We start from the raw sequence: 12,829 nt of genomic DNA on the forward strand, positions 1-12,829 counted from the left end.
GGCAGGTGGTTATGAATAGACAGCCCGTAGTTGCCGGACGTTTTTATCCGGACAATCCAGAACAGCTCACCGAAGAGCTGAAAATGTATATGCCTTCCACGGCCCCGGCACAGGGTGGTTCGTATGACCGTTTGGTTATGGTTCCCCATGCCGGTTATGTTTTTTCAGGCGAGCCGTGCGGCAAGACCCTTGCTAAAAGCAGACTTCCTTCCACTGTTTTTCTGCTCGGCCCTAACCATACAGGGCTGGGATCGGCTCTTTCTGTCTGGGACAAAGGCAGCTGGGAATTTCCCGGCGGCAAATTGGATGTGGACGAAGAGCTGGCCGCCAAGCTTGTTAATAGCGGGGGCGGATTTGTATCCAATGAAGCGGCCCATTCTCGAGAACATTCTCTTGAGGTTATTGTTCCTTTCCTGCATCGCCTGAATCCGGACATGAAAATTGTACCAGTCTGCGTTTCCGAAGCTTCTCCTTCCGGTCTGCGTAAGGCCGGTGAAGCCATCGCAGAAATTATCCAGAATCATTCTGAGCCTGTCTCCATGGTGGTCAGTTCGGACATGAGCCATTTTATTTCTGCAGATCAGGCCAAAAAAATGGATTCCATGGCTCTTGAAGCAATCATTCGTATGGACCCCAAGGACCTTTATTCTATTGTTTCATCCAACCAGATCAGTATGTGCGGTGTACTGCCCATGACCATGGGAATGTTCGCAGCCAAAGTGCTCGGCGCAACTTCCGGCAAGTTAATTGAGTACACCAATTCCGGTAAAGCTACCGGGGATTATGAAAGAGTAGTGGCTTACGCCGGGGTTATTATTTCTTAAGCCAGACGACTGATAAAGCACCATCGCGGTGTCGCTGTAAAAAAGACAGAAACTCACGTATTTTTGGATACGTTTCGTTCCTGTCTTTTTTTGCACCTTGCATCCGGCACTTTCTGAACCATCTGAATTATGAAATGGGCTTCGCCCCTTGCCAATCGCGAAAAGCGGCATTATTTGTACTGGTCAGACCTGCTACGGTGCAGGTTGTATGTGTGCTTCCCTCGAAATAAATTCAAATTTATTTCAGGGCATAATCAAATTTACACTGTTAATTCGATTATGCAGCACGAGAGAACAATAATGCCTGCTGCGGGCGAAGGATATATGTGCGATGAGCTTTGAGAGCGGTTATGCAATCGGTATTGATACTGGCGGAACCTACACTGACACTGTTGTTGTAAATTGCGCTGACGCGAGCGTTGTGGCTACGGCCAAATCTCCAACCACCCACCATGACCTGAGTCTGGGGCTTGCTTCCTCTCTGGATAAAGCTATGAAGGAAAGCGGGATCAGCCCTGACGATGTGAATCTGGTTTCGGTTTCTACAACTCTGGCAACCAACGCCATTGTGGAAAACAAAGGCGCAAGAGTCGGTCTGTTCATGATCGGCACAACCAAGGCCCTCAAGCTTCCGGTCGTGACTCTGCGTTACGTCAAAGGCGGTCATAAAATTACCGGGGTCGAAGAAGATCCGCTTGATATCGAATCCCTTGTGGACGGAATTCAGGATATGACCGGGCATGTTGACGCTTATGCTGTCTGCTCCGCCATGAGTATCAAGAACCCGGCTCATGAGCTGATCTCCGAAAAAGCTATTTCTCTTACCGATCCCAAACCTGTTTTTTGCTCCCATACCATTAGTACCCGTGCCGGACAGGCTGAACGTGCAGCAACAGCAGTGCTTAATGCCCGTCTCATGCCGGTTATGAAAGATTTTCTGGCCGGGGTCGGCAAGGCTCTTGATGAGCGCGGACTAGGTTCTTCCGTAGTAGTTGTTCGTGGTAACGCAACGCCTATGAGCATGGAAGATGCTGTGCAGCGTGCGGCTGACACTTTTGCCAGCGGCCCGGCATCTACTGCTTATTACGGTTCCATTTATTCTCCGGAAAAAGATGCGCTTATCGTTGACGTGGGCGGCACAACCACTGACGTTACCCTGATTCGCAACTCCAAGCCGACTATTCAGGAAAGCGGCTCCATCATCGGTGATTGGGAAACCCATGTTGAAGCGGTAGAAATGTTTACTGTCGGCGTGGGCGGAGACAGCTTTGCGCGCATCAACAGATCCGGAAATTTCGAAGTTGGACCGGGCAGGGTTGTGCCTCTGTGTATGGCCGGGGATATTCCCGCACCTGAAAAATGGATCGGCAAAGGGCATGAATCTCATCTGCTCAAGACCGGCCCTGCCGCAGATAAAAGCTCTGATGACGCGGTCTTGAAATATCTTTTTGAAAACGGTCCCTCCACTTTCGGACAGATCATGGAAGGAACAGGACTTGGCGAAATCGGCCTTGGCGGTAAGGTTCAGAAACTGGTCCGCGAACAGCTGGTCGAAGAAGTAGGCTTTACCCCCACTGACGCCCTGCATGTTCAGGGGGATCTCGCAATTGGTGATAAGTCTGTTTCCGAAGCTGCCGCTGCTATTCTCGGTAAGGAATTTGATCTGGACGCAGCAAAATTTGCTGACATGGTTCTTTCCGAAACAAGGGTTAAAATTGAGAACGCCATGCTTGAGCACATCGTGCGCAAGGAAATCGGCGGAAACATGGCCGGTTTTATTTCCGGGCGTACCGCAAGCCCCTTGGTCAGCTTTGACGCATCCCTGAACCTGCCCATCGTAGGTATCGGTGCTGCAGCACAGAAACTGCTGCCTGAAGTTGCGGAAAGACTGCATACCGAAGCTGTTTTCCCCTCCCATCATGAAGTAGGTAACGCACTGGGCGCGATCAAAATGGCTCTCGATAAAATGAAAAAGGATTCTTGCAATGAGTAGAAATCAACCTTCCGCATATGAATACTGCCTTGAACCCGCCAGCGAAAACACCGCAACCGAGGTTGTTCAGGGCTGGATTTTCAAAGATGACCAGTGGGTTGCCCATGCATGGTGCGAGTTTGCTGACCGTGTTATCGACCTTGGACAGTCCACTCACTCCATGGACAAGTTTAATTACTACACCACTTATCGGGTCAGCGAAGAACGCTGTCGACGCTATTCGCGCATTGAATTTTTTACCCTTGTGGGCGACGAAGGTCATTTCGGTCCTTATGACAAAGATCTTTTCTTTGCGCCAACCAGTGAACGTGATCCGCTTGAAGTAGTCGCGTCCGGCGGGAGCGAATAAATTGTCTGCAGGTTTTTTTATTACCGGAACAGGTACTGATGTGGGTAAGACTGTGGTTACCGCAGGTCTTGCCCGCTTTTTCATGAAGGGTGGACGCAAGATCCTCCCGGTCAAGCCTGTGCAGTCCGGGGCAGTTACCCTGCCTGACGGGACTCTGGATTCTCCGGACGGAGATGTCTATAAGGCTGCCGGGGCAGAGTGGGATATTACGAAGCAGTGTCCCTACATTTTTGAACCGCCTACTTCTCCGCATCTGGCGGCAAAGCTGGCCGGGGTAGAACTTGACCCTGTTGAAATCGCGGCAAAAGTGCGTGAGCGTGAAGAAGACGGATTTCTTTTGGTTGAAGGAGCTGGTGGTATAATGGTTCCCCTTAGTGAGGAAGCATCTATGCTTAACCTTATGAAAGAACTTCGCTATCCGGTCATTTTGGTTATTGAAAATAAGCTGGGCTGCATAAACGAAGCTCTGCTTTCCATTGCCGCTTTGCAGCAGTCCGGGCTGGAAATTTCCGGGCTGGTCATGACCTCTCCCAACAGGCCCGCTCCTGATGAATACGGCATCGCAGAAGAGAATGTCCGCTTCATTGAAAAGATATCTGAGGTAAAAGTAATCGCTTCCATTCCCTATATTGAGAATTGGGATTACAATGATCCCAAATGCTGGGAACTCGTCGACAAAGCTCTTGAGTCTTAATTTCGGAGGCAATCATGTCCATACAGGAATTTGACCGGGACCATCTTTGGCACCCGTATACATCTGCGACCAATCCACTATCTGTTTATACTGCTAAACGTACCGAGGGTGTAAAGATCATCCTTGAGGACGGCACCGAGCTTATTGACGGCATGGCTTCATGGTGGTGCGCCATCCACGGCTACAATCATCCGGTATTGCGTAAAGCATTGTGTGATCAGGCTGAAACCATGCCCCATGTCATGTTCGGTGGGCTGACCCATGAACCGGCAGTGGAACTGGGCCGTAAGCTGGTAGAAATTTCACCTGAGCCGCTGCAACATGTCTTTCTGGCTGATTCCGGTTCGGTTTCGGTCGAGGTGGCCATCAAGATGGCTATTCAGTACTGGTACGCTGCCGGCAAACCGGAAAAGAACCGTTTGATGACTATCCGCAACGGCTACCACGGTGACACTATCGGCTGCATGTCAGTTTGCGATCCTGTGAACGGTATGCATTCCATGTTCACTTCGGTGTTGCCGGAACATATTTTTGCCGAGGCCCCGCAATGCGGTTTTGCCGATGGATGTACGGATGAAGATTTTGCGGATTTTAAAGCCAAGATTGAAGTCCATGCGCATGAATTGGCAGCGGTGATTCTGGAGCCGGTAGTGCAGGGAGCCGGGGGCATGCGTTTTTATTCCCCGGAATATGTCAAACGGGTCCGCGAAGCTTGTGATGAGCATGGTGTGCTGCTGATCTGTGATGAGATCGCTACCGGATTCGGGCGCGCTGGGACTATGTTTGCCAGTGAAAGGGCCGGGATAAGCCCGGACATTATGTGCGTTGGCAAGGCCATCACCGGTGGCATGATGACTCTGGCCGCGACTCTTGCGACTAAAGAAGTTGCCGAGGGTATTTCGTCCAAGGGCGGCGTGTTCATGCATGGTCCGACTTTTATGGGTAATCCGCTGGCTTGTGCAGTAGCGAATGCTTCCATCGATCTGCTGCTGCAAAGCAACTGGCAGGAGCGGGTGGCTGAGATTTGTGAGATGCTGCGTTCCGGCCTTGCGCCCTGTGCAAAGTTGGGCAATGTTGCGGATGTTCGCTGCCTTGGTGCTATCGGGGTTGTTGAGCTTACGAAGCCGGTTGATATGGACTCTACCCAGTTTGAGTTTGTAAAACGAGGTGTCTGGGTTCGTCCTTATGGCAAGCTGATTTATGTAATGCCGCCCTATGTAATTTCAAACCTTGAACTTGAGGCCCTTACTTCCGCAATTTGTGAAGTAGTCAGTCTTCAGGGGTAATATAAATTGGATAGAAACGAGAAACAGTCTTTGTGGAATGCTGTTCACGGCGGTGAACCAATTGATGAGCATACTGCGGTTTCAGTGCTGGGTGCATCCCACGGTGAATTAGCGGAAATTCTGCATGCCGCGCACACAATGACCGTGCGTAGATTCGGACGTGAAGTCAGCCTCTGCTCCATTGCCAATGTTCGGAGCGGCAACTGCTCCGAAGATTGTACCTTCTGTGCCCAGTCCAGCCACTTTAAAGGAACTCCGGCTCCGACTTATCCGCTTATGGAAATGGATGAGATTCAGGAGTGTGCAGAAAAAGCCGGACAGGCCCCTCTTGAATTTTTCAGCTACGTTACCAGTGGTCGGGCGCTCAAGGGCAAATCCCTTGAACATCTCTGCGAAGCAGTAGAGGGTATGCCGGAACACGACTTTAACCATTGTGCCTCGCTAGGCTGTATGGATTTTGAATCTTTGAAGAGACTGCGTGAATCCGGCGTGGTCCGCTATCATCATAACCTTGAGGCTTCGGAGAGCTACTTTCCGAAAGTCTGCACTACCCATAGCTACGAAGAGCGGGTGCGTACAGTACGTGATGCGAAAAAAGCCGGACTCGAAGTATGTTGCGGCGGTCTGCTTGGCCTTGGCGAAAGCCACGCCCAGCGTGTTGAGTTGGCACTGACTTTAGCAGAACTGGAAGTAGATTCCATCCCTCTCAACTTTCTAATCCCTATTCCCGGAACTCCTCTGGAGGATGTTGAGCCTTTGCAACCTCTTGAGATTCTGCTGACCATAGCCATGTTCAGGCTGGTGAATCCCCATGCGGAAGTGCGTATGGCCGCAGGACGTGCTGCGCTGCGTTCTTTGCAGTCTTTTATTTTCCATGCCGGGTGTAACGGGCTGATGGTCGGTGATTTCCTGACCGTATCCGGTCAGGGCATAGAACATGATTTGACTATGCTCGCGGATCTGGGACTGACCGTCCGTAATAAGAAATAATAGAATTTATAGTAAGCAAAAAGCCCGGCTGCATTATTAATTGCAGCCGGGCTTTTTGCTATTCTTTAGGTGTGGTAAAGAATCGTTGCAACGTAGTCCTGAATTTTGATCAGTATTTCCGGTGACGGCTTCTCAAAAGTCATGCCCAGAATTGTTTTCCGGGAATCTTTGGTACAGCGTTGAATTTTGCAGGGGATAAAAGAATTGTTATCTTCTGTGAAGTAGGAACAGAAAACGTTAATCTCATCACCAATTTCCGGGTCGGCTATATTGGCGTTTGTTATGTAACTGAGGCAACAGCCACTGGTGCTGAGGTCTTCCAGTACAGCCACATTTTTATTTTCTCCGTTCTCAATTCGGGCCTCCATGAAACAGGAGACCCTTTTATGTCTGCGGAGGTTGTAGGATTCAATTCGTTTGGGATATTTCAGGAAAAGAAGTCTGTCCGGTGAACTGATCATCCTGATTATCGAGGTCTTGAAGCCTGATGCAATACCGTCGTAGATATAGCGGATGGTGACTTCGTTGCCAGGATACATGTATTCAGCCCATAGGGATTTGTCCGCATGGTGAACCATGGGGTCCTTGACAATGAGAGATCGTATGAAGTCCCCACCGATAACAACAGTTGAGGCTTTATCGCTCAGTCCACCAAGTTCGATGGTCATTTTTAGGCCCGGCGTACAGAGGGCTTTTAGTTTTTCTTTCTGGGATATCATTTCTTCATCCGTTTAATGATATATTTCTTAAACATTGAGGCTACTTCAAGTGCAGGGGATATCTCAAGAGCTTTATCAAGATGTTCCAATGCGTTATCAAAATCTCCTGCATCAAAGTGTGCGCGGGCAGCATTGAAGTGCAGATTTTCATCGTTAGGATTAATTTCAATTGCCCGGTTATAAAAAGTTATAGCTTCCTCAAAAAGAGATTCTTTGCGCAAGGTAATGGCGAACAGATTGAATTCCTGACGCTGTCTTTCCATAAAGATGCTGTCATTGTTCAGTAGCTTGTCGATTATTCCGGAAAGCTTATCAAAATTTTTTTTGCTGCATTGAACTGAGCCCATGCCGAGATTGGCTTTGGGATGTTCCGGGTCTAGGAACAGGGCTTTGGCGAAAGATTGTTCGGCTGCATCAAGGTTGCCGTCCATGAAACTTTGTTCGCCTTTATCCAGTTTGTCCTTCAGGGATTTCAGGGCCGGAAGAGTCTTTTTTTCGTAGTATTTCAGTTCCGGGGTGTACTGGGTTATGAACTCTTTTTTTGTGAGGGGGATAACCAGTCCGGACGGAATGTTCTGTTCATTGAGTGGTTGCGCGTGATAACTGTCTACCCCGGAGCGTGTGACATAATAAAAAGTCTTGCTTTCAGAGCGCTGCAGTGTCGCTCCTGCTCCAGTATGGTCTTTGATATTTTTGGTAAAAACACCAAGAACTTGAGAAATTTCGCCCATCTACTCCTCACAAGAAAACATTTATACCAAGTGTCTTTGTAATAATATATCTCGGTGGCAGTGCCATATTAAACGGAGCTTTTATAAGCATGCTTTTACGAAATGTCGATTAGAAACATTTTTGGTAAAAAAGAAGTTATTGCAGATTTAAATTCAGATTGTACAGCTGGGAGTTAGCTTTAATTTCTAGGTTTGGGCGTGTTCGTTGTTTTTTTCTTCTTTTTGAGAAGAAATTTGTGGAAAAGAATGGTTGCTTCCTGATCAGGGTTAATCCTTAACGCTTCTTCGATGTGTGAGAGTGCTTTTTCTTTGTCATCTATGTCGAAATAAGCACGGGCGATATTAAAATGAAGGTTCTCGTCATCTTGATTAATTTCCAGTGCTTTTGTGTAGAAGCTTATGGCTTCGCTGTAGTGCTTGTTTTTGCGCAGAGCAATGCCGAAGATGTTGAATTCCTGACGTTGTTCTTCAAGGAAAATTGAATCTAAGTTAAGCAGAACCTGTATTATCTCAGTAAGTTTTTCGAAATTTTCTTTTGAGCACTGTACTGTACCCATGCCGAGATTGGCTTTGGGGTTCTTCGGGTCGAGGAGAAGAGCGTCGGCAAAAGCGTGTTCCGCTTCATCAAGATTCCCCTTGCAAAAAGCTTCTTCGCCTTTTTCGATTTTAGCATGCAGTGTTTTCAAGGCCGGAAGGGTCTTGCGCTGATAGTAGTATATTTCGGGAGAGTACTCGGCGATGAATTTTTTTTCGCTAAGGATTGTAACCATGCCGGAAGGAATGTCCTGCTCGTTCAAGGGCTGGATATGATATCTGATGTTCCCAACGCGGGTAACGTAGTGGTAGGTTTTGTGTACTGACTTTTGCGCCGTAGTACCGGTACCGATATTAGTTTTGGTGTTTTGAGAATAAACACCAAGAACTTCAGTTGAATCGCTCATCATTACCCCACGTCCATTTTTTAGCTATTCACTCTCCGCTATCAACTATAGAGCAAGGCCCGTTTAAACAATTATAAACGGGCCTTGTGGTATTTGTCGATCTGTAAATAAATGTTTGCTGCCGCTAGATTCTTCCTTCTTCTACGGCGTGGCAGGCGCAGAGACTGCCGTTGTCCATATTGCGCGCAATGGGAATCTCTTCCCGGCAGCGGTCATTGGCAAACGTGCAGCGTCCGTGGAAGACACATCCCGGAGGCAGGTTGATAGGGGTGGGCACGTCACCGGAAAGGTGGATGTGCTTTTTCTTTTCCCCACCGAGAGTCGGGATAGCTGAGAGTAATGCCCGTGTGTAGGGGTGCTGCGGGTTGGCAAATATTTCCTTGGCTGTGCCCAGCTCACAGAGACTGCCCAGATACATAACCGCCACTCGGGTGGAGATGTGCTCAACAACGGACAGGTCGTGACTGATAAACAGGTAGGTCAGATTGCGCTCTTCCTGTGCATCCATGAGCAGGTTCAGGATCTGGGCCTGAATGGAAACATCCAGCGCGGCGATGGGTTCATCGGCTACGATAAATTCCGGTTCAACTGCCAGCGCGCGGGCAATACTGATGCGCTGACGCTGACCGCCGGAAAATTCATGGGGATAGTTTCCGGCCCATTCCGGGTCCATGCCCACGCTACGCATTACTTCGTGCAGCTTGTTTTTAGCGTCGCCTCTGGAGATGCCCTTGTTGTGGAAATAAATGGGCTCTTCAATGATCTGGCGCACTGTCATGCGCGGGTTCAGCGAAGCGTAGGGGTCCTGAAAGACCATCTGCATTTTTGTGCGGTAGGGCAGCATCTGTGCATGGGGCAGGTTGTCGATACGATGACCTCCGTAATGCACTTCACCGGAGTTAGGCGGGTAAAGGCCCATAACGGTTCTTGCTAAGGTTGATTTACCACAGCCGGATTCGCCGACCACGCTCAAGGTTTCACCTTTTTTTATCTCAAAGCTGACATTGTTGACTGCTTTGACGATGGTCTGCTTGCGGGTGATCCGTCCGTCTTCCAATTTAAGTTGGTCGAGCAGGCCTCCTGAAATGTCGAAGTGCTTGACCAGATTTTTTATTTTTACGAGGGAATCGGTTTGCATGACGAATCTCTATACCTTGTCGGCATGGTGGCAGGCCACCAAGATGCCGGATTTGTTTTCTTTGAGCTCTGGCCGTTCTTGTTTGCAGATGTCCGTACAGTGTTGGCATCTGGGATTGAAAGGACAGCCTGCAGGCATGTTCATTAGTGAGGGCATAGCACCGGGAATCTGGGTCAGGCGGTCACCAGCGCCCCCGGATTGGGGCAGTGCGGCGATGAGACCCTGAGTGTAGGGATGTCCCGGAGTTTCGGTAACCTGACGGGTGGAACCTGTTTCAACGATTCCTCCTGCATACATGACCGCGATGCGCTGGGTCACTTCGGAGACAACCGCAAGGTCGTGGGTAATCAGGATCAAGCCCATGTTGTCGGTTTCGCAGAGTTCCAGCAGCAGGTCCATAATTTCGGCCTGAATGGTAACGTCCAGTGCGGTGGTCGGTTCATCTGCGATGATCAGGGCCGGGTCGGTCAGCAGCGAAATTGCGATAACAATACGCTGGCGCATACCGCCGGAGAATTCATGCGGATACTGGGCCAGACGTTTGCGCGGGGAAGGAATGTAGACCTTGCGCAGTTTTTCCAGCGCAATCTCTTCAGCTTCCTTGCGGGTAACGTCCATGTGGGCCATTACGGTTTCGGTCATCTGGGTTCCCACGGTCAGGACTGGGTTCAGGGTCATCATGGGGTCCTGAAAGATCATGGAAATGCGGTTTCCACGGATGCCGCGCATTTTTTCAAAAGGCATTTTTGCAAGATCCTGCCCTTCAAACATGATTGAACCGTTAGAGATATAACCGGGTTTGGAAATAAGGTTGATGATTGAGAAACCGGTTACAGATTTACCTGCTCCGGATTCACCTACCAGGCCGAGCCTTTCGCCTTTCTTTAAGTCAAAGCTGACATTGCGTACTGCCTCAAGAGGACCCTGGCGCAATGCGAACTCGACACTTAAGTTCTTAACATCAAGAAGCGGTTGCACTTAATTACCCCTTGTACAGTTTCGGGTTGAGGAAGTCGCGCAGCCAGTCACCGAGCAGGTTGATGACCAGAATGAGCACAACAAGGACAATGCCGGGGAACATGGTGATCCACCATGATCCACTGAAGATATATTCAAAGCCGACGTTGATCAGAGAACCAAGAGAAGGCTGGGTGACCGGCATGCCCAGTCCGACGAAGGAAAGGGCGGCTTCACTCATGATCGCGTTGGCAACCTGAATGGTGGAGATAACAAACACCGGAGAAAGGGTGTTCGGCAGCACGTGGCGCCACATGATCCTTTTTTGGGAAAGGCCGATGACTTTTGCTGCTTCAACGTATTCTTTTTTCTTTTCCGCCAGCACGGAAGCACGCACGGTTCGCGCATACTGGGGCCATTCTGCAAAGCCGATGACCAGAATCAGTAGGGGAACAGCGATTTCTTCATATTTTGCGACCCCGAACATGGCCTGAAAGATTGCCGAAATAAAGATCGCGACCATGTAGGTGGAGAATGAAAGCTGCACGTCGGCCACGCGCATGAGGATGGATTCCACCCTTTTACCCATGAAACCGGCGACAAGGCCGACCATGATACCGAGGAATGCCTGCAGAGCCACAGCGCCGATACCGATGATCATGGAAACGCGCATTCCGTAAAGCATTGTGGAAAACAGGTCGCGACCCTGTGCATCAGTCCCGAGCAGAAAACTGGATTCGCCGCCGGGAAGCCATGAAGGCGGAATTTCCGCATCCATGATATTGATGTTGTTGGCATCATAAGGATTGAAAGGCGCCACAAGGGGAGCCGCAAAGCCCATAAACAAGAGCACAACTAGAATGGTGAAGCTTGTGAGGGCAACTTTGTCGTGCAGAAAATCGTGCAGAAAATATGATTCTTTGAATCTCTGCCAGCGTGATCTGGTTTTCATTTATTTTTGCCCCGTGATTCTGACCTGCGGGTTGACCAGTCCGTAAATGACGTCAACCACGGTGTTAACAACTACAAATATCAGCCCGACCACCATGAGGTAGGCCACCATAAGCGGAGCATCGCCGCGTTCCACAGCCTCGATGAACATGAAGCCCATACCTTGCCACTGGAAAACTGTTTCAGTGAGAATGGTAAAGGCGATCATTGTTCCAAGCTGGACACCGCCCACAGTAATAACCGGGAGCAGGGTGTTTTTGAACGCGTGGACAATCCAGACCCGTTTGGGCATCAAGCCTTTGGCCCATGCGTATTTGATATAGTCGTTTTCCAGAACTTCCATCATTTCGGAACGGATAAGACGAATGAAGAGCGGAAGCATAATGGAGGAAAGGGCGATGGATGGCATGATCAGATGCCTCCAGCCGTCAGCAGTCAAAAATCCGGTTCGCCAGCCACCGAGGTTTACTGTCTCCCCTCGGCCGTATGACGGCAGCCAGTGAAGTTCTACCGAAAAAACGTAAATCATTAGGATTGCGGTCAGGAATACCGGTATTGATACCCCGACAATCGACCCGCCCATTACAAACCGCGAAAACAGAGTTTTAGGCCTGATCGCTGAGTAGATCCCTAACGGGATAGAAAAAAATACTATGATCAGCGCGGAGCACATGACCAGTTCCAGAGTGGCAGGTGCTTTGCTGAGAATAACCTCAAGGGCTGATTTCTTGTAAAAGAAAGAACGGCCGATATCTCCTTTGACCGCTCCTTGCATGAACCGGCCGAACTGGGCCATGAACGGATCGTTAAGGCCAAGTTCATCCCTGATTTTTTCCCTTTCAGCAGCGGATACGGATACCCCCGTAATCTCGCGCACCGGGTCACCGAAGCTTTGCTTGATGGCAAAGCCGATGAAGCTGATGATCAGCATTACAATGATCGCTTGCGCGATCCTACGGACTATAAAAGCAAACATATTAAATATTACTCCAGACGGACAATGGTGTGCCTCCGGCGGGACTCCCGGCGGGCGCCTTCAGCGGGACCAGAAGGCCGGGGGCCCTCTGGACTCCCCAGCGGGGCTTTGCCGCAGGGGATCAAAAAAATGTGCGGGAATGACCTGACGTTATCCCACAGTTGATGGTTCCAAAATAAGCGCAGTCTTGAGATACGTATCGGCGAAGCCCCAATAAAAGGTTTTGGGAGAGTCCAGAGAACCCTTTTGCAAAAGGGGGCTTTGGCCCCCGGAGGGACCC

Annotated in this window: 13 protein-coding genes; 6 read left to right on the forward strand and 7 right to left on the reverse strand. The window is 49.6% G+C overall.

What is annotated here, in order from left to right; all coding sequences use genetic code 11:
* The first annotated feature begins 11 nt into the window (after window positions 1-11).
* The 6 genes from amrB (at window position 12) to bioB (ending at window position 6,136) form a co-directional block, all read left to right on the forward strand.
* Window positions 12-824 carry an AmmeMemoRadiSam system protein B gene (gene amrB, locus ACNI29_RS12215; RefSeq protein WP_419778647.1) on the forward strand — a complete coding sequence of 271 codons (813 nt, stop codon included), beginning with the start codon at window positions 12-14 and terminating at the stop codon, window positions 822-824.
* Between the two features lie 331 nt (window positions 825-1,155).
* Window positions 1,156-2,817, forward strand: a complete 1,662-nt coding sequence (locus ACNI29_RS12220; RefSeq protein WP_419778648.1) for a hydantoinase/oxoprolinase N-terminal domain-containing protein — start codon at window positions 1,156-1,158, stop codon at window positions 2,815-2,817.
* Window positions 2,810-3,166, forward strand: coding sequence for a hypothetical protein (locus ACNI29_RS12225; protein ID WP_419778649.1), 357 nt, complete (start codon window positions 2,810-2,812; stop codon window positions 3,164-3,166). The genes ACNI29_RS12220 and ACNI29_RS12225 overlap by 8 nt, the downstream gene beginning before the upstream one ends.
* A gap of 1 nt (window position 3,167) precedes the next feature.
* On the forward strand, window positions 3,168-3,860 hold the full coding sequence (gene bioD, locus ACNI29_RS12230) for a dethiobiotin synthase (RefSeq protein ID WP_419778650.1): 693 nt from the start codon (window positions 3,168-3,170) through the stop codon (window positions 3,858-3,860).
* A gap of 14 nt (window positions 3,861-3,874) precedes the next feature.
* Window positions 3,875-5,146 carry an adenosylmethionine--8-amino-7-oxononanoate transaminase gene (bioA, locus tag ACNI29_RS12235; RefSeq protein ID WP_419778651.1) on the forward strand — a complete coding sequence of 424 codons (1,272 nt, stop codon included), beginning with the start codon at window positions 3,875-3,877 and terminating at the stop codon, window positions 5,144-5,146.
* Between the two features lie 6 nt (window positions 5,147-5,152).
* Complete coding sequence (gene bioB, locus ACNI29_RS12240) at window positions 5,153-6,136, forward strand: biotin synthase BioB (RefSeq protein WP_419778652.1); 984 nt, start codon at window positions 5,153-5,155, stop codon at window positions 6,134-6,136.
* 65 nt (window positions 6,137-6,201) lie between these two features.
* Here bioB and ACNI29_RS12245 read toward each other — a convergent pair whose 3' ends face one another.
* The 7 genes from ACNI29_RS12245 to ACNI29_RS12275 all read right to left on the reverse strand — a co-directional run bounded on the left by ACNI29_RS12245 (window position 6,202) and on the right by ACNI29_RS12275 (window position 12,549).
* Window positions 6,202-6,855 (reverse strand): PilZ domain-containing protein, encoded by a 654-nt coding sequence (locus ACNI29_RS12245; RefSeq protein WP_419778653.1) that lies wholly within the window; start codon window positions 6,853-6,855, stop codon window positions 6,202-6,204.
* On the reverse strand, window positions 6,852-7,586 hold the full coding sequence (locus tag ACNI29_RS12250) for a tetratricopeptide repeat protein (protein WP_419778654.1): 735 nt from the start codon (window positions 7,584-7,586) through the stop codon (window positions 6,852-6,854). Before ACNI29_RS12250 ends, ACNI29_RS12245 begins: the two co-directional genes overlap by 4 nt.
* 179 nt (window positions 7,587-7,765) lie before the next feature.
* Window positions 7,766-8,527, reverse strand: a complete 762-nt coding sequence (locus tag ACNI29_RS12255; protein ID WP_419778655.1) for a tetratricopeptide repeat protein — start codon at window positions 8,525-8,527, stop codon at window positions 7,766-7,768.
* A 124-nt stretch (window positions 8,528-8,651) separates the two neighbouring features.
* Complete coding sequence (locus tag ACNI29_RS12260) at window positions 8,652-9,665, reverse strand: ABC transporter ATP-binding protein (protein ID WP_419778656.1); 1,014 nt, start codon at window positions 9,663-9,665, stop codon at window positions 8,652-8,654.
* Between the two features lie 9 nt (window positions 9,666-9,674).
* Window positions 9,675-10,643 carry an ABC transporter ATP-binding protein gene (locus ACNI29_RS12265; protein WP_419778657.1) on the reverse strand — a complete coding sequence of 323 codons (969 nt, stop codon included), beginning with the start codon at window positions 10,641-10,643 and terminating at the stop codon, window positions 9,675-9,677.
* Window positions 10,644-10,647: 4 nt separating this feature from the next.
* Window positions 10,648-11,574, reverse strand: coding sequence for an ABC transporter permease (locus ACNI29_RS12270; RefSeq protein WP_419778658.1), 927 nt, complete (start codon window positions 11,572-11,574; stop codon window positions 10,648-10,650).
* Window positions 11,575-12,549 (reverse strand): ABC transporter permease, encoded by a 975-nt coding sequence (locus ACNI29_RS12275; protein ID WP_419778659.1) that lies wholly within the window; start codon window positions 12,547-12,549, stop codon window positions 11,575-11,577.
* Window positions 12,550-12,829: the final 280 nt, after the last annotated feature.

Origin of the sequence: Maridesulfovibrio spiralis (SeqCode), assembly GCF_048571135.1 — a bacterium.
GTDB classification, from domain to species: domain Bacteria; phylum Desulfobacterota; class Desulfovibrionia; order Desulfovibrionales; family Desulfovibrionaceae; genus Maridesulfovibrio; species Maridesulfovibrio spiralis.